Here is a 16,749-nt window from a genome sequence, read left to right as displayed (position 1 = left end):
AATAGCTCATTTAAGCAATAAAATAGCGCGTTTGGTTGTCCACTGATTATGCGCCGAATTGCACAATCGGGCCCATGCCGACCTCCAAAGAAAAAGCAGCTTTCGCCAAACGGCTGAAAGACTCACTCCCCAAAGAAATTAAGGGTGGGACCGATTTAGCCAGGGAATTCAATCTGCTTTATAGCAGTGGCCCTGCCGTCTCACCACAAACCGCGCACAAATGGCTCGCGGGTACGACGATTCCAAAGCGCGACAAGTTGCAGGTTTTAGCGACGTGGCTGCAAAAGGACGTTCACTGGTTGCACTACGGGCCGACGCCCTCCGGCAAGGCTAAGCCGCTTGCCCGCGGCGAGAAATATCCGATGACGCCGGAAACGGTCGAGCTGGTGACGAAGATGGCTAACCGCTTCGTGGGTTTGTCGCCCAGGCAGCGCAATCTGGTGGAAGAACTGATGACGGAGTTTGACGGCGGCACGCAACAGGAAACTGACGCCGCGCCTGAAGACGCATCGACAACGACATCGAAAGATAAAGGCCAATCGACCGAGTCATAAAAAAAGCCGCCCGGTGTAAAACCGGGCGGCTTTTTTACAGCCAACTTCTGCCTGTCAGTCAGCGGGCGCTACCACCCGCTTCAGACAAGACATCAATCAGGCCGCTTTCGCCTTCGTCTGACCCATCATCCGCGTGATGTAGTACTGCTGGGCGATCGATAGCACGTTGTTCACCACGTAGTACAGCACCAGACCGGCCGGGAAGAAGAAGAACATGACCGAGAACGCGATCGGCATGAACATCATCATCTTGGCTTGAACCGGGTCCGGCGGCGTCGGGTTCAGCTTGGTCTGCAGGAACATCGAGACGGCCATCAGCACCGGCAGGATGAAGAACGGATCCTGCTGCGACAGATCGTGAATCCAGAGAATCCACGGCGCGCCGCGCATTTCAACCGACGACAGCAACACCCAGTACAGCGAGATGAACACCGGAATCTGAATCACGACCGGCAGACAGCCGCCGAACGGATTGACCTTCTCGGTCTTGTACAACTCCATCAGCGCCGAGTTCATCTTCTGCGGATCGCCCTTGAAGCGTTCGCGCAGGGCTTGCATACGCGGCGTGATCGCCTTCATGCGTGCCATCGACTTGTAGCTCGCGGCCGACAGCGGGAAGAACACGGCCTTGATCAGCAGCGTGAGCAGCACGATCGACCAGCCCCAGTTGCCGACATAGCTGTGGATCTTCTCGAGCAGCCAGAACAGCGGCTTCGCGATGATCGTGACCCAGCCATAGTCCTTCACCAGTTCCAGACCCGGGGCGATGCCTTCGAGCATGCGCTCTTCTTCCGGACCGGCAAACAGGCGTGCGGACACATCAACCGACTGGCCCGGGGCGATAGTCGCCACCGGTTGCTTCACGCCAACGCGATACAGCGTCGGATCGATCTTCTCGACATAGATGTCGCGCTTCGCACCTTGCTGCGGAATCCATGCCGACGCGAAGTAATGCTGCACCATCGCGATCCAGCCGTTGTCGGCCGAATTGACGAAGTCTTCCTTGTTCTTGTCGATGTCGCTGAACGTCATCTTCTGGAAGTGGTGCTGCTCGGTGAAGACAGCCGGTCCGATGAACGTGTGCGAGAAGCGCGGCGTTTCCACCGGCGTGTCGTCGCGCACCAATTCCATATAGACCGACGGCGTGACCGGCGCGGTCCCGACGTTCTCGATCTTCGTGTCGACGCCGATCACATAGCTGCCGCGCGTGAACGTGTAGGTCTTGATGACCTTCACGCCACCCTTGACCGGCGACTCGAGGCTGAGCTGGAACGACTTGGCGTCGCCCGTCAGATCGTGCGGCTGGTTCGGCACCGGCGTGAAGATGTCGGTGTGGTTCGGGAAATCGCCGCCGAGCAGACCGGTGCGCGCCAGATACGTATGGTTCGCGGTACGGTCGAACAGCGTGATGACCAGATCGGGCTGCTTGCCGTCGCCTTGCTTGACGAGCGACAGCTTCGACAGCGTGCCGCCGCGGGTGTCGATCTCGCCGTTATAGACGTCGGTGCTGAAGCTGACCAGTTGGCCCTGAGCCGCGGCAGCCGGCGCATTGCCCGGCGCAGCAGCGTTGGTGGCCGGCAGATCGGCGGATTGGGTTCCCGGTGTCGTGGATCCCGGTGCGGCGCTACCGACGGTCTTGGTCGGGTTGGCGCTCGGGAAGAACATCGACGGGCGTCCGTGGTCGCGTTGCCAGTTGTCGAACAGCATGACCGCTGACATGAAAAAGATGACCCATAGGACGGTGCGTTTGATATCCATGCGTTGTCTCAGTGTCGATGGAACGGCGCGTCAGCGCTTTTCAGAAGTGGGAGGCGGGACGAGATCGATGCCGCCCGCGGAAAACGGGTGGCAGCGGCAAATACGCCTGGCGGCGAGATAAGTCCCGCGCGCGGCGCCATGATACTGGATTGCTTCGCGCGCGTAATCAGAGCAGGAAGGGTAAAAACGGCACCGGTTGCCGAGCATGGGGCTGACGGCAACCTTGTAGAAACGCAATAAAGCGATGAGTACCGTTTGCATGACTGGTGCGGCCTAACGGCGCCGCGCAACGTGGAGTACCGGGCGACGCCCGCGCAGCCTGGCTGCCCGAGCTACTTTGGCGGCCTGTACTGCAAAGCGGGCGGTCACTTGAGCGTCATTCCGTCTTGGGCGCTTCCGCGGGCGGCGCCTCGCGACGGACAATTTCGCGCGCTGCTTTATCGAGCAGCGTCTCTATTTCGCTGCGGCACAGCGCCCTCAACGGCGGCGACGAGGCGCTCGGCAAAGCCTTCTTGTCGAAGCGCGTGTGCAAACGCAGCAGCACATCCCAACCGCCGAATTCCGCGCGACGCAGCCGGAAGGCTTCACGCGCGAGTCGACGTACCAGATTACGCGTGGCCGCGCGCGGCGCATACTTCTTGCCGATCACGAGACCTAAGCGAGCGTCGTTACCGGTGGGCCGGCCGTACACCACGAAGTGCGCGGTGCGGCGCCACGGGCGCAAACGAAAAACGGATGAAAATTCATCCGTTTTCAGTAGCCTTGCGGCTTTGGGGAAGGCGGCTTGCGCTCGCAACGGAATCGAGCCCAGTTGCGGCGCCCCAGCCGCTCCCGCTTCACCGCGGGCTTCGCCTGTAGGCACAGACAGAGCGCGCAATCCGCTCGCCAACCTTAGATGGCGAGGCGCTTGCGGCCCTTCGCGCGACGTGCGTTGATGACCTTGCGGCCACCTGCGGTCTTCATGCGAACGCGGAAGCCGTGGGTGCGCTTGCGACGGGTAACGGAAGGTTGGTAAGTACGTTTCATGTTGCTCTCACTTGATCGACTGATCGAAAATTAACCGCACGATCATCGCTGAAGCGGCAATGGCCGGAGGTTTACAGAATTGGTTTTCGCGGAACCCGTTATTTAAACCGGTTTTCTTTTGGCCGTCAATAGTTTAGCCTGGTTCGGCCTGGTCCCAGGAAGACTTCGCCGGATGATCAGTCCCTGTGGATAACTCCCTTTCGCCGACGTTTTGGCGGTAGAATCTCGCCTTACTTCCCAAAAATTCTGCACGCCGCTCCGGCTCGCTTGCCCCGCAAACCCTTGTGGCACAAGCGCCTGGAGCCATTGCGCCTGGTTCGGCCTAGCTGCTCAGGGCCTTGTTGCGTACGCGCGACAGGGGCAGCGGCGAACCGCCGTGCACATCATAACGACAGCAACTCGATGAACGATTTCTGGCAACACTGTTCCGCATTGCTGGAGCGCGAGCTAACGCCCCAGCAGTACGTGACGTGGATCAAACCGTTGGCCCCGGTCGCCTTCGACGCCGCTGCGAACACGCTTAGCATCGCTGCGCCGAACCGCTTCAAGCTCGACTGGGTCAAGAGCCAGTTCTCCGGCCGCATCGCGGATATGGCCCGCGATTTCTGGCACGCTCCGGTCGACGTGCAATTTGTGCTGGACCCGAAAGCAGGCATGCGCGCCCCCGCGGCGACGTCCGCGCCGGCTCCGTCGCGTCCGTCTTCCGCGCCTGGCGCAATGGGCGGCGGCCATTTGGCTGGTTCCAACGGCGGTGGGGCCGCCGTGGATGCAGCCGTCGGCGCCGTACAAGCATCGCAAGCCGCGCGCGCCAATGGCGCGAACAGCGCGATGGCGACCCTCAACGCGAATGCACGCGCTGCGGCGGACCACAACGCGAACGCACGCGCGGTTGCTGAAGATGCCGCCGATCTCGATCTTCCCAGCCTCGACGCGAACGAAGCCGCCGCCGCCCGCCGCACGTGGCGCCCGGGCCAAAGCGCCAGCTCGAACGGCAACGGCGACAACGACTCGATGTACGAGCGTTCGAAGCTCAACCCCGTGCTGACCTTCGACAACTTCGTGACCGGTAAGGCCAACCAGTTGGCGCGGGCCGCGGCGATTCAGGTCGCGGACAACCCCGGCATCTCGTACAACCCGCTGTTTCTGTACGGCGGCGTGGGCCTGGGCAAGACCCACCTGATCCACGCGATCGGCAACCAGCTTCTAATGGACAAGGCTGGCGCGCGGATTCGCTACATCCACGCGGAACAGTATGTGTCCGACGTGGTGAAGGCCTACCAGCGCAAGGCGTTCGACGACTTCAAGCGCTACTACCACTCGCTCGACCTGCTGCTGATCGACGATATTCAATTTTTCTCAGGCAAGTCGCGCACACAAGAGGAATTCTTCTACGCGTTCGAGGCGCTGGTCGCGAACAAGGCGCAGGTGATCATCACCAGCGACACGTATCCGAAGGAAATCTCCGGCATCGACGACCGCCTGATCTCGCGCTTCGACTCCGGCCTGACGGTGGCGATCGAGCCGCCCGAGCTGGAAATGCGCGTCGCCATTCTGATGCGCAAGGCGCAATCCGAGTTCGTGAGCCTGAATGAAGACGTCGCGTTCTTCGTCGCCAAGCATCTGCGCTCGAACGTCCGTGAACTGGAAGGCGCGCTGCGCAAGATCCTCGCGTATTCGAAGTTCCACGGCCGCGAAATCACGATCGAAGTGACGAAAGAAGCGCTGAAAGACCTGTTGACGGTGCAAAACCGGCAGATTTCGGTGGAAAACATCCAGAAGACCACGGCTGACTTCTACAGCATCAAGGTCGCGGACATGTATTCGAAGAAGCGTCCGGCGAACATTGCGCGGCCGCGGCAGATCGCGATGTATCTGGCGAAGGAGCTGACGCAGAAGAGTTTGCCGGAAATCGGCGAGCTGTTTGGCGGACGCGACCACACCACGGTGCTCCACGCGGTGCGCAAGATCGCCGCCGAGCGTGGCACGGACGCGCAGCTGAACCACGAACTGCACGTGCTGGAGCAAACGCTGAAAGGTTAAGCAGGTCGGATGGGAAATTCGACCTGTTTATTTCCAAACTCGCCCCCATTTTAGTGGAGCGGTTCCGTTTTCAGGCACAATACAGGTTTAACCGCCCGGCGGCCGCGGGCGGAATTCACGCCGTGACAGGCGCTGCGTGGCGCCGGCGGGGAGCCGCGGTTGCGCGCTGTAAGGCTGGCAAGTCAGGCGCGCAGGCCGTTATATCAACGAAGGAACTCTATGCAACTGGTCAAGACCGAACGCGATAACCTCCTCAGGCCGCTGCAAACCGTGAGCGGCATCGTCGAACGCCGCCATACGTTGCCGATCCTCGCCAATTTGCTGATTACCAAGAACGGCCCTGAAGTGTCGTTCCTGTCGACCGACCTCGAGTTGCAGATCACCACGCGTGCCGATTTTGGCGTGGGCGGCGATTCGGTCGCGACCACGGTGGCAGCAAGAAAGCTCCTCGACATTCTGCGCGCCATGCCCGACGGGCAAGTTACGCTGACCTTGAACGACAAGCGTTTGACCGTGCAATCCGGCAAGAGCCGCTTTGCGCTGCAAACCCTGGCGGCCGACGAGTTCCCGACCGTCGCTCAGGCTAAAGACTACGGCGCGAACCTGGTGGTTCCCCAGAAAACGTTCCGCCAGTTGCTCGGCATGGTCCATTTTTCGATGGCCCAGCAGGACATCCGCTACTACCTGAACGGCATGCTGCTGGTGGTAGATGGTGACCAGCTGATGGCGGTCGCAACCGACGGCCACCGCCTCGCGTTCTCGTCGATGAAGATCGAAGGCTCGTTCGCGCGTCAGGAAGTGATCATTCCGCGCAAGACGATTCTCGAACTGCAGCGTCTGCTGGAAGACATCGACGACACGCTGAAGATCGACATCGCGCCGACGCAGGTGAAGTTTACGTTCGGCCAGGTCGAACTGGTGTCGAAGCTGGTGGAAGGAAAATTCCCCGACTTCCAGCGCGTGATTCCGAAGTCGCACAAGAATCAGTTTGTAATTGGCCGTGAAGAACTGCAGCGTTCGCTGCAACGCGCCGCGATTCTGACGTCGGACAAATTCAAGGGCGTGCGCTGCATTATCGAGCCAGGTCAGTTGAAGATCATGTCGACCAACGCCGATCAGGAAGAGGCGCAGGAAGAACTGGAAATTGCGTACGACGGCGACAGCGTCGATATCGGGTTCAACGTCACGTATCTGCTCGACGTGCTCGCGAACCTGAAGGTCGACATGTTGCAAGTGAGCCTTGGCGACGCCAGCTCCAGCGCGTTGATCACGATTCCCGAGAACGACGAATTCAAATACGTCGTGATGCCGATGCGCATCTAACGCGTCCAAAACCAAAGAACACACCAAGGGGCGCAGCGCCCCTTTGGCGTTTTTATGGTGTTTTGAAAAGTCCCGAGCAGCAACCTTGCAGTAACGCAGAACCGGAAAAAATCCATGACTGAAACGAACAATTCGCAACCCGATAACAGCTACGGCGCCTCCTCGATTCAGATCCTCGAAGGTCTGGAGGCGGTACGCAAGCGGCCGGGGATGTACATCGGGGATACGTCAGACGGGACCGGTTTGCATCACCTCGTATTCGAAGTGCTGGACAACTCCATCGACGAAGCGTTGGCGGGGCATTGCAACGATATCCAGGTGATCATTCACGCGGACAACTCGATCTCGATCACCGACAACGGCCGCGGTGTGCCGACCGGCCTGAAGATGGACGACAAGCACGATCCGAAGCGCAGCGCCGCTGAAATCGTGATGACCGAACTGCACGCCGGCGGCAAGTTCGACCAGAACAGCTACAAGGTGTCCGGCGGCCTGCACGGCGTGGGCGTCTCGTGCGTGAACGCGCTCTCGGCGTGGCTGCGCCTGACCATTCGCCGCGACGGCAAGAAGCACTTCATGGAATTCCACCGTGGCGTGCCGCAGAACCGCGTGATCGAAGAGATCGACGGCGTGGCTGTCTCGCCGATTCAGTTGATTGGCGACACCGAAAACCGCGGCACCGAAGTGCACTTCCTGGCTGACGAGACGATCTTCGGCAATGTCGAATATCACTACGACATTCTGGCCAAGCGGATTCGCGAACTGTCGTTCCTGAATAACGGCGTGCGCATCAAGCTGACCGACCAGCGCACGGGCAAGGAAGAAGATTTCGCGTTTGTGGGCGGCGTGAAGGGTTTTGTTGAGTACATCAACAAGAACAAGGCCGTGCTGCACCCGAACATTTTCCACATCAGCGGCGAGAAAGACGGCGTGGGCGTGGAAGTGGCGATGCAGTGGAACGACAGCTACAACGAAAACGTGCTGTGCTTCACGAACAACATTCCGCAGCGCGACGGCGGCACCCACCTGACCGGGTTGCGTGCGGCGATGACGCGCGTGTTGAACAAGTACATCACCGATCACGAAGTCGCGAAGAAAGCGAAGGTCGAGACGGCCGGCGACGACATGCGCGAAGGGCTCTCGTGCGTGCTGTCGGTGAAGGTGCCGGAGCCGAAGTTCAGCGCGCAGACCAAGGACAAGCTGGTGTCGTCGGAAGTGCGCGCGCCGGTGGAGGATGTGGTCGCGAAGGCGCTCGAAGAATTCCTGCTGGAAACGCCGAACGACGCGAAGATCATTTGCGGCAAGATTGTTGACGCGGCGCGTGCGCGGGATGCGGCTCGCAAGGCGCGTGAAATGACGCGTCGTAAGGGCGTTCTGGATGGCGTTGGTCTGCCGGGCAAGCTGGCGGATTGCCAGGAGAAGGACCCGGCGAAGTCGGAAATTTATATCGTCGAGGGCGACTCGGCAGGCGGCTCGGCGAAGCAGGGGCGTGACCGGAAGTTTCAGGCGATCTTGCCGCTGCGCGGCAAGGTGCTCAACGTGGAGAAGGCGCGCTATGACAAGCTGCTTTCTTCGGAGCAGATTGTGACGCTGATTACGGCGCTGGGTTGCGGGATCGGCAAGGAAGACTACAACCTCGACAAGCTGCGTTATCACCGCATCATCATCATGACCGATGCTGACGTGGACGGCGCGCACATCCGCACGCTGCTGCTGACGTTCTTCTATCGTCAGATGCCGGACATGATCGAGCGTGGGTATATCTATATCGCGCAGCCGCCGCTGTTCAAGATCAAGGCGGGTAAGGATGAGCGGTATTTGAAGGATGAGGCTGAGGTTAATGCTCACATTCTGAAGCTGGCGTTGCAGGGGTCGGAGTTGTTGGCTTCGGAAGGGGCTACGCCTATCACCGGCGATGCGTTGGGTGAGTTGGCTCGGGCTTATTTGTTGGCTCAAGCTGTTGTGAACCGACTGAGCCGGTTGTATGACGCTGGGGCGCTTGAGGCTGTGATGGATGGGGTTGTTATTGACCTTTCCAGCGAGGAAGCGGCTGCGGTGTCGGCGGCGGCTCTTGAAGCTAAGTTGCGGGATGATGCGTTGAAGCCTGAAGTTAAGGTTACGACAATGTATGACCCGGTACGTGAGCTGCGCTCGCTGCGCGTTGCGCGGACTCATCACGGCAATCAGAAGATTTCTGTGCTGGATCAGGATTTTCAACTCACTGCTGATTACCAGCAGCTGATCAATACCGCTAATACGTTTAAGGGGTTGATTGGGACTGGCGCGGTGATCAAGCGTGGTGAGCGGAGTATGGCGGTGACCGACTTCAAGAGCGCTATGAAGTGGTTGCTGGCTGATGCTGAACGCAATATTTCCAAGCAGCGATACAAAGGCCTCGGCGAGATGAATCCTGGGCAGCTTTGGGAGACGACGATGGATCCGACCGTGCGTCGCTTGCTTCGTGTGCAGATTGAGGATGCTATCGCGGCTGATGGCATCTTTACGACGCTCATGGGGGATGATGTGGAGCCGCGGCGGGCTTTCATTGAATCGAATGCGTTGAGGGCGGGGAATATTGACGTTTGAGGAGCGAGCTGTCGCGTAGGGCGCCAGAGTAAGTGCGACTGGCGCCACAGTTTTGCGACTGTGGGACGGAGTTAATGAGACTGGCCTACTTAGACGTGAAGTGACCGCCACTATTGGAGGCGTAGGCCGCAAGAGTAATTGCGACTGGCGCCTCCGCTCCACCAAGAATATCAAAGGGTTACAGGTGATTTTCCTGTAACCCTTTTCTGTTTCTGCGGTCCGTGTAACCGGTGTGTAACCGGTTTTGGTCCATATCAATCCATCGCGACCAACAATCCGGCCGGCTTCGCAAATTCGCCAATTGCTAGCCACCGCGGTCGCCTGCAACTTACCCCGTCAGGAAATTCTTCAAGGCGGTTTGACCGATGCAACGAAGCAGGCATTGGCAGATGCCCGGACACTTGGTCTTAAGGCGGGAGACATTGCACTGTTATCTTGTCAGGGGCGCGAGAAGTCTTCGCTCGCGAAACTCGACCGGCTCGGCGCATACAGGCTGTCCAGCTATCCCGGGGAGTATGATAGAAACGGTGCCCCGCTCCATCGACACTCACTCGGCGGACGTAGTCAGCTCCTCTTCCTCGTCGAGCACTTCTTGGGGTAACGGCAGCGACGTGGTGACTTCGACGTTGTCGCGCAAGCGTTGAAGCAATGCCTCTCGCCGCTTGCGGCAGAAGGCTTCGAAGTCTGCGAAGCTTAAGCTGTCCTTCTCCGTTAGCTGCAGGTCTGCAGCTTTGAAGCCGGTATGGGACTCCGCCATCCAGTCGACCAGCGCCATGTCTTGCTTCGACCGGTTCTGCGACGCATTCCGACTCGATGGTCGGCAATTGCGGGTCAGCTACGCGATAGGTGACATCAATGTTCAAATGAAAGGCCATGTTTGGCAACGTTCCGTGCTCGTACTCATTAAAGTGGCTTCAATTCTGTGTTGACCAGCGGCGCGGTGGTGCGAAAACTGCGCGTGAAGTACCGATAGCTGAGCGGAGGTTTTGTTCTCTCGCCTGGTTGCGCATTTTTTCGACACCAGAAATCAGGAAGAATCGCTTTGGATTGCCCGTCTCCGGATCAAAAAACTGATCATAATTCGCCTTCGCCTCTTCCAGCTGACACAGCGAACCATGTCCACAGCTAGGTCCGTCTCCTGTGGCGCCCACCGCTGAAGTCGACGGTGCTGACGAAGAACACACCCACGGCGAAGAACGGCAAGCCGATTACAAAGAGGATCGCAGGCAGTCCCCAGTGCTCCCAGAAGCTGTCGATCATCGCGCGGTCTGGTGTATTCGCATCGTAGAGAACATTGACCTCGTCGCCGCTTTCGAGATCGTTATGCGACGACGACCCCTGCGCAAAGGTCACTTCTTTCCCCGTCTCCGTTTTGAACGCGACGATCGCCGAGTACATGTGCGAGCGCGGCTGATAAGGCCGCTCTGCTTCCTGGACTTCGACGACTCTGCCAGTCGTGCGCGTATAGCTTCCAATGATCTGCCGTTCGCGCATCGCGGAAGCGGCAGCACCCAGCAGAAACCCCGCGCCGATTACGATCGGGATAAGGCAGATCAGCAGATTCTGCCGACCGCGTTTGCGCCTCGCCTGCGAGTACGGCAAAGGCACGGCCTGTTTAACCGTGCCGCGCTCGAGCACGAACATCACCGCGCCAATCGTCAAAAACACCATGCTGAGCAACATCACCACAGCGATAGGAAACCAGCGCTGCCCAAAGTCGTCGATGATCGCCGAGTGTGCGGGGTCCGCGGGGTCGTAGAACACGCGCAACGTTTGGCCGACGTCGTAGGCCGGCTGCGTCGACGAGGTCTGGCCGGTAATCTGTTCGCGCTCGCCGCGAGCGGTCGTGAAGACGATCACCGGCTGATACGAACGCCAGCTCCGGCCGCCCTGGTCGTAACTGACCACAGTCCCTTCGGCGACCATCATACGATGCGTGGAAATCAGCGAAGACACGAGCCAGCACAACGAAAAAAGCAGCGCGCCGAGACTGAGCGTCAAGATGACGAGCGTGCTCCTACTATGAGGCGACTGGGCGACGGTTGAGTTCATCATGAGCGGATGGTCGGAGCGTGCGTGTGCAGCTCACAGACCTGCTGGCGAAGATTGGTTGAGCACGCATCGAAACCCGAGATCGCCACTCTCCGTATCGGGCGCCAAACCCGAGCGGTCGATGACGAGTCGCGTCCGGCTATCGGTCGCATACCGGACGCTGCGCAGGTTGCCTCGCTCCGGACCTCGCGGATCGTGCGCCGCCGCGTGGCTATAGTAGTTCTTGTCGAACCAGTCATAAGTCCATTCCTTACCGCGGCCGAACACGTCCGAAACGCCGAGTCGATTGTCACCATAAGTACCCACCGGCCGGCTGATCAATGGCTCCGGACTGGTGCCGTTCTCTTCCATCTTGTCGATGATGTCGTCAAGCTGTTCGACGTTGTACTTACCGTCGACCACCGGCACCGCAGTACTCGGAATCACCCACAACTCGCCGCGCGAACGCGCCGCGTATTCCCACTGCGCCTCGGTCGGCAAGTCGACCGGCAGTCCCACGAGCTTGCCCACCCACGAGCAGAAATCGCGCGAGCGTTGCCACGTGACACGCGCAACGGGGTAGTCCGGAAAGCGGTACTCGAGATATTCGCCTTTGCTGATCGACACCGGCGGCAAGCCGTTGGCGCGCGTGTAGAGATCGTAGTCGGCGTAAGTGACGCGATGCTTGAAGATGGAATAGCTATCGAGCGTGACGTCATGCGCCGGCACGGCGCCGTCGTTAGCGGAATAGGGCAGCCTTTCCTGTGACTTCTCCGGACCGAAATCGCCCATCAGGAACTGTCCGCCTTTAACGAAAACGAGTTCACCGCGCACCTTCTCCTTGAACTTCGAGAGTTCTTCATTCGAGGGCGGCGGCAGCGATTTAAAATAATCCTGCAGGATGCGAATGGTGTCGTCGTACGGCTTGCCGCGTCCCCAGTTCAGCACCATGCTCAACGGTTGCCATGTGTCCTTCTTCGGCGACGGCGTCGTGATCTCACGAATCAATCGATCCTTGTCTGCGGGTGCGTCCACGTCGACTTTCTGCGCAAAGGCGCTGCCCGATAGCAGCAGTGATGTCGCAACGACCCATAGCGCACGAGATTTCTTTTGCTCCAGACGAGACCGGTAAGCCATGCAGCACAACTCCTTTGTTCTTTATTTAACTAGTGACAGTGCTAAAGCCATTTGCGAGCCGTCGCCAGCGTTGGCTTCTGGATCCATCCAAGCGATCACCGGCAACACAGACTTGCGGGCGCCTAGGCCACCCTTGATGATGATCCGCTTCTGACGGCCATGCACCCAGCGACGCGCAGCGGTCATCACGGCGTCGAATGCCACCTGCTGCTCGTCAAGCAGCGTGTACTCCGGGTTGTTGTTGATCACGGACGCTACATGGTCCATCAGCTTCTTGCTAGGGCGATAGCGATTTTCTTCCATGCGACGCAGCACTTCCAGACCGTCGCCACCTCCAACCCGATCCACCAGAAACTTGACGAACTCGTCTATGTCGTCGGCGCTGAACGTCGGTGCTATTTCCGGCAACGTCGAGAATTCGGGGTTGATTCCTAGTCCTGATAATCGGAGTACTTACGCGAATCTCCCCAGACTTTTTCGGCGGGATATTTCGTCCGATTGACATCCATTTTTTCCAAACAGGCTTGATAGAGGTCGACATCAAGCTTGTCTGCAAGGCGGACGAGGTAGAGCAATACGTCCGCCATTTCGTGACGAATGGCGGTTTGCTTGCCTTCGTCCAGTTCGCTCTTGTCTCCGGAGGTTAGCCACTGAAACGGCTCCAGAAGCTCGCTGGCCTCGACGCTCAGAGCCGTCGCCAGATTCTTTGGCGTATGAAATTTGTCCCAGTCGCGCTCATCCGCAAACTGACTAACAAGGTCGCGCAAGCTAGCAAGGTCACTTTGCATATCAAAGTCTCTTCGAGTGATGGTCCCCCAACAGGCGGGACTAACTAAACGGATTGGTCTTGCGGCATGAAATAGGACATCAGAAGCGCCTCTGATCGAATCGGCCGCGCTGTCCTTATCTCAGCGCAAGGTGATGATAAAAGACCGAGCGGTTTCATGCGTGCGTTAATTACTTGCTCGCGTGGACCCGTGACCCGGACGGTGGAGCAGCGACGGCAAACTCGGCCACACTGCGCTGGACCGAGGCACCGACAAGTTGCGCGTCATTGCCCTGCCCATCCGTGGCGCTCGCCAACCGCTCCTTCTGCCTACATCTCCGCCAGTCGGGTCTTGGGCGAGTGCTGAATTGGAGGCGAGCGCGTCAAGGTTTACAACGCGATCGAAACCAAAGATTCCATTGCATTTTTTAGCTGCGGTGTCTGGAAAAGATGTCCGTATCGAAGTGCGACTGGCGGACCGTGTCGTGATGCAGGTCGCAAGAGAGTCGGTCGAGGACGCGGACTATGCCTCGAACGACCGGCGACCAATTTCTGCGGGATAAGAAATCCACCTTTAGCAAACGTGATAACACAGTTATTTTTACCGCTATTCAAAATGCATTGCCATGGCAAGAAAAAATTGCTGGTCTAACATTTGTTTCCTTTTTATAGATTGCGGTAAACGTCTGATCTTTTGTAATATCGCGCGATAGCGCGGGGGCGCAAATTGCATAAATAAGAGGCGGTATGGGTGCTCAGGACATAATCGCGGCAATAAAAGGTGGCTTGTTGCAAAGCGATCGCCTGCTGAAGCTCGATACGCCATTGGGTGCGAATGTCCTGTTGCCACAAAGGCTAGTGGGCCAATCACGCCTCGGTCGCGACTATGAATTCACTCTGGACGCCGTTTCAACCAATGACAATATCGAGCTGAAAACGCTGATCGCCCAGCCGGTCACGCTTTGGGTGCAGCAAACCGACGAGTCTTATGCCCCGCACCACGGTTATGTCCACACCGCCCGCCGTCTAGGCTCTGATAGCGCGATTACCAGTTATCAGATCGGCTTCGTCTCCTGGATGCATTTTCTGCATTTCAGAAAAGATGCACGTATCTGGCAGGATAAAACTGTCGACGAAATTCTCACTGATGTATTCAATATGCATCCCCAGGCGCAGGGTGCATTCCGTTTTGCATTGCGCAATCCTTTGCCGCAGCGCTCGTTCTGCGTGCAATACGAGAATGACTGGAATTTCTGCCACCGGCTGATGGAAACGGAAGGCCTGTTCGGCTATTTCGAACAGGCTGCCGATGGCAAATCTCATACCCTGATCGTGACCGATGATATCGGCAGCCTGCAGCCCCTGTCGCCGCAAACGGTGGATTTCTACCGCTCTGGCACCAACAGCGAAACGGATGCCTTCGTGCAATGGAGCGGCACGCGCACGCTGCAAAGCACGACGCTTACTACCCGTACGTTCGACTACAAGTCGCCGTCAACGGGTGCGAATCCGAAAGGCACGACGGTCCCCACGCTGACCACGCAGGGCAATCTGCCGCAGCAGGCGGAAGTGTACGAGTACACGGGCGCGTATACGTACGGACAGCAGGACCGCGGCGACCACCTCTCGAAGGTGAGGATGGAGGAATGGGAGTCGCGCGCGAAGCGTTTCCACGGCGTAGGCGCAGTACGCCGCATCGATACCGGCCGCTGGTTCGAGCTGCAAAACCACCCTGAGCACAGCACCGGCAGTCAGCAGGACCGGCAATTTGCCGTTATCGCTGTTGAGTGGGTCATCGAGAACAACCTGCCGGTGTCTAGCGGCACGACGGACTTCCCGCATAGCCTGAACGGAACCATCGCTGCCGCACGCGCCGCGCATGGCACGGACATGTCTCTGGTGATCAGGGCCAACGATGGAAGTGAAGGCTTCTTCATGGTCACCGTCGAAGCGCAGCGCAGAACAGTCCCATTCCGCAGCCCGTTCGAGCACGGCAAGCCGAAGATGCACATGCAGACGGCCATCGTGGTCGGCCCGGCGAATGCAGAGGTTTTTACGGACGAGTTGAATCGCATCAAAGTCCATATGCATTGGGATCGCCTCAATCAAGGAGATGAGAACGCGTCGTGCTGGATGCGCGTGTCCCACTCAGACACCGGCGGCAGCTATGGTGCGGTGCATGTGCCTCGTATCGGCGAAGAGGTGATCGTATCTTTCCTTGATGGCGACTGCGACAAACCGATCGTCACCGGACGTGCCTATAACGGCGCGAAGACGCCGGACTGGCATTCGAACGGGATTCTGTCGGGCTATAAGTCGAAGGAGTATCAAGGCAGTGGTTACAACCAGATGGTGATGGACGATGCGACCGGCCAGAACCGCGTGCAGCTATTCAGTACGAGCACGAATGCGCAGCTGCATCTCGGCTATCTGATTGCGCAGACGGGTAATTCGCGCGGCGCGTATCTGGGAAGTGGCTTCGATCTGAAGTCGGATGCGTATGGCGCGGTCCGGGCTGCAAAAGGCCTGTATGTATCGACGCATCCGGCAACGGGCTCATCGAGCCAGCCGCTTGATGTCCGCGAGGCCAATAGCCAACTGGTCAACTCGGAAAGTGTGATCGAAGCGCTTTCGCAAGCCAGCGAAACGCACCAGGCGGAAAGCCTGAAAGAAGGTTACGACTCGCTGAAGTCTTTCACCGACACCACGCAAAACAGTGTCTCGGGCGCGGCAAGCAGCGGAGGCAATACAGCAGGCGGTGGCACCGGCAGCGCGAACGCTTTCAAGGAGCCAATCATGCTGTTCGCGACGCCGGCGGGCATCGCGGTATCAACGCAGAAGTCCGCGCACATAGCGGCGGATCAGACCGTCAATCTGGTGAGCGGTGAGAACACGCACATCGCAACCGGCAAATCGCTGGTTGCGAGTGTGTCGGAGAAGATCAGTCTGTTTGTGCAGAACGCTGGGATGAAGCTCTTTGCCGCAAAAGGCAAGGTTGAGATTCAGGCTCACTCCGACGGCGTCGAATTCACGGCTCAGAAGACCGTGAAAATGCTTTCCGCAACGGAAAAAATCGAAGCCGCAGCCGGCCAGGAAATTCTCTTGACGTCGGGCGGTGCGTATATCCGCCTCAAGGACGGCAATATCGAAATTCACGCACCCGGTAACGTCGACGTCAAGGGCAGTCAGCACGCGTTTAACGGCCCCGCCCAGACTGACTACCCACTGCCGCCGCTTCCAACGTCCAAATATGACGCCGCCATGCAATATCTGTATCACGACAATGAGCCGGTACAGGGAGCCAAGTACATCGCAACGTTATCAGACAACAGTACGCGCGAGGGTGTATTGGACGCACAAGGCAAAATGCATCTGGAAAACGTGCCGGTCGGCCCCGTTCAGGTTCAGCTTGGCCCCGACGCGCGTCAATTCGCGCGCAAGGACCTGACGAAGAATCCTGACTTCAAGGGCGAACAGCTTTCTGAAAGCGATATCGATTCGCTTCTGGCCAAGCACGGGGGAGCGTAA

Annotated in this window: 15 protein-coding genes; 5 read left to right on the top strand and 10 right to left on the bottom strand. The window is 58.6% G+C overall.

The annotated features are described in order from the left end of the window. Positions 1–74: 74 nt before the first annotated feature. Entirely contained in the window at positions 75–554 is a 480-nt protein-coding gene (locus P3T25_RS10830) for an XRE family transcriptional regulator (protein WP_266238819.1), read from the top strand. 96 nt (positions 555–650) lie between these two features. Here P3T25_RS10830 and yidC read toward each other — a convergent pair whose 3' ends face one another. The 4 genes from yidC to rpmH form a co-directional block, all read right to left on the bottom strand. Continuing rightward, positions 651–2,312 carry a membrane protein insertase YidC gene (gene yidC / locus P3T25_RS10825; protein WP_429358068.1) on the bottom strand — a complete coding sequence of 554 codons (1,662 nt, stop codon included), beginning with the start codon at positions 2,310–2,312 and terminating at the stop codon, positions 651–653. 30 nt (positions 2,313–2,342) lie between these two features. Continuing rightward, positions 2,343–2,573 (bottom strand): membrane protein insertion efficiency factor YidD, encoded by a 231-nt coding sequence (gene yidD / locus P3T25_RS10820; protein WP_007180115.1) that lies wholly within the window; start codon positions 2,571–2,573, stop codon positions 2,343–2,345. 115 nt (positions 2,574–2,688) lie between these two features. Then, on the bottom strand, positions 2,689–3,189 hold the full coding sequence (gene rnpA, locus P3T25_RS10815; RefSeq protein WP_171925254.1) for a ribonuclease P protein component: 501 nt from the start codon (positions 3,187–3,189) through the stop codon (positions 2,689–2,691). A gap of 14 nt (positions 3,190–3,203) precedes the next feature. Further along, positions 3,204–3,338 (bottom strand): 50S ribosomal protein L34, encoded by a 135-nt coding sequence (gene rpmH / locus P3T25_RS10810; RefSeq protein WP_004198824.1) that lies wholly within the window; start codon positions 3,336–3,338, stop codon positions 3,204–3,206. A gap of 402 nt (positions 3,339–3,740) precedes the next feature. On the opposite strand from rpmH, the gene dnaA reads away from it, so the two are divergent. From dnaA to gyrB, 3 genes are all read left to right on the top strand, one after another. Further along, on the top strand, positions 3,741–5,378 hold the full coding sequence (gene dnaA / locus P3T25_RS10805; RefSeq protein ID WP_429358067.1) for a chromosomal replication initiator protein DnaA: 1,638 nt from the start codon (positions 3,741–3,743) through the stop codon (positions 5,376–5,378). 219 nt (positions 5,379–5,597) lie between these two features. Continuing rightward, positions 5,598–6,701 carry a DNA polymerase III subunit beta gene (gene dnaN / locus P3T25_RS10800; RefSeq protein ID WP_054037057.1) on the top strand — a complete coding sequence of 368 codons (1,104 nt, stop codon included), beginning with the start codon at positions 5,598–5,600 and terminating at the stop codon, positions 6,699–6,701. Positions 6,702–6,815: 114 nt separating this feature from the next. Further along, positions 6,816–9,287: a DNA topoisomerase (ATP-hydrolyzing) subunit B gene (gene gyrB / locus P3T25_RS10795; protein WP_054037059.1), complete on the top strand. Its 2,472-nt coding sequence runs from the start codon at positions 6,816–6,818 to the stop codon at positions 9,285–9,287. Positions 9,288–9,834: 547 nt separating this feature from the next. Here the strand turns inward: gyrB and P3T25_RS10790 are convergent. From P3T25_RS10790 to P3T25_RS10765, 6 genes are all read right to left on the bottom strand, one after another. Beyond that, positions 9,835–10,062, bottom strand: coding sequence for a hypothetical protein (locus tag P3T25_RS10790; protein ID WP_429358066.1), 228 nt, complete (start codon positions 10,060–10,062; stop codon positions 9,835–9,837). 139 nt (positions 10,063–10,201) lie between these two features. Further along, complete coding sequence (locus tag P3T25_RS10785) at positions 10,202–10,438, bottom strand: Tox-REase-5 domain-containing protein (RefSeq protein WP_429358065.1); 237 nt, start codon at positions 10,436–10,438, stop codon at positions 10,202–10,204. Further along, a complete protein-coding gene (locus P3T25_RS10780) occupies positions 10,413–11,342 on the bottom strand; it encodes a DUF3592 domain-containing protein (RefSeq protein WP_429358064.1) in 930 nt (309 codons plus the stop codon). The genes P3T25_RS10785 and P3T25_RS10780 overlap by 26 nt, the downstream gene beginning before the upstream one ends. Before the next feature lie 30 nt (positions 11,343–11,372). Next, positions 11,373–12,455 (bottom strand): formylglycine-generating enzyme family protein, encoded by a 1,083-nt coding sequence (locus P3T25_RS10775; protein ID WP_429358063.1) that lies wholly within the window; start codon positions 12,453–12,455, stop codon positions 11,373–11,375. Between the two features lie 21 nt (positions 12,456–12,476). Beyond that, on the bottom strand, positions 12,477–12,863 hold the full coding sequence (locus P3T25_RS10770; RefSeq protein ID WP_429358062.1) for a hypothetical protein: 387 nt from the start codon (positions 12,861–12,863) through the stop codon (positions 12,477–12,479). 23 nt (positions 12,864–12,886) lie between these two features. Beyond that, positions 12,887–13,243: a nucleotide pyrophosphohydrolase gene (locus P3T25_RS10765; protein WP_083085025.1), complete on the bottom strand. Its 357-nt coding sequence runs from the start codon at positions 13,241–13,243 to the stop codon at positions 12,887–12,889. A gap of 725 nt (positions 13,244–13,968) precedes the next feature. Here P3T25_RS10765 and P3T25_RS10760 point away from each other — a divergent pair. Further along, positions 13,969–16,749, top strand: coding sequence for a type VI secretion system Vgr family protein (locus tag P3T25_RS10760; RefSeq protein ID WP_429358061.1), 2,781 nt, complete (start codon positions 13,969–13,971; stop codon positions 16,747–16,749).

Source organism: Paraburkholderia sp. GAS32, assembly GCF_050434225.1.
Classification (GTDB): domain Bacteria; phylum Pseudomonadota; class Gammaproteobacteria; order Burkholderiales; family Burkholderiaceae; genus Paraburkholderia; species Paraburkholderia madseniana.
The sequence above is the reverse complement of the archived record's forward strand: the minus strand, read 5'-3'. Positions and strand labels throughout refer to the sequence as shown.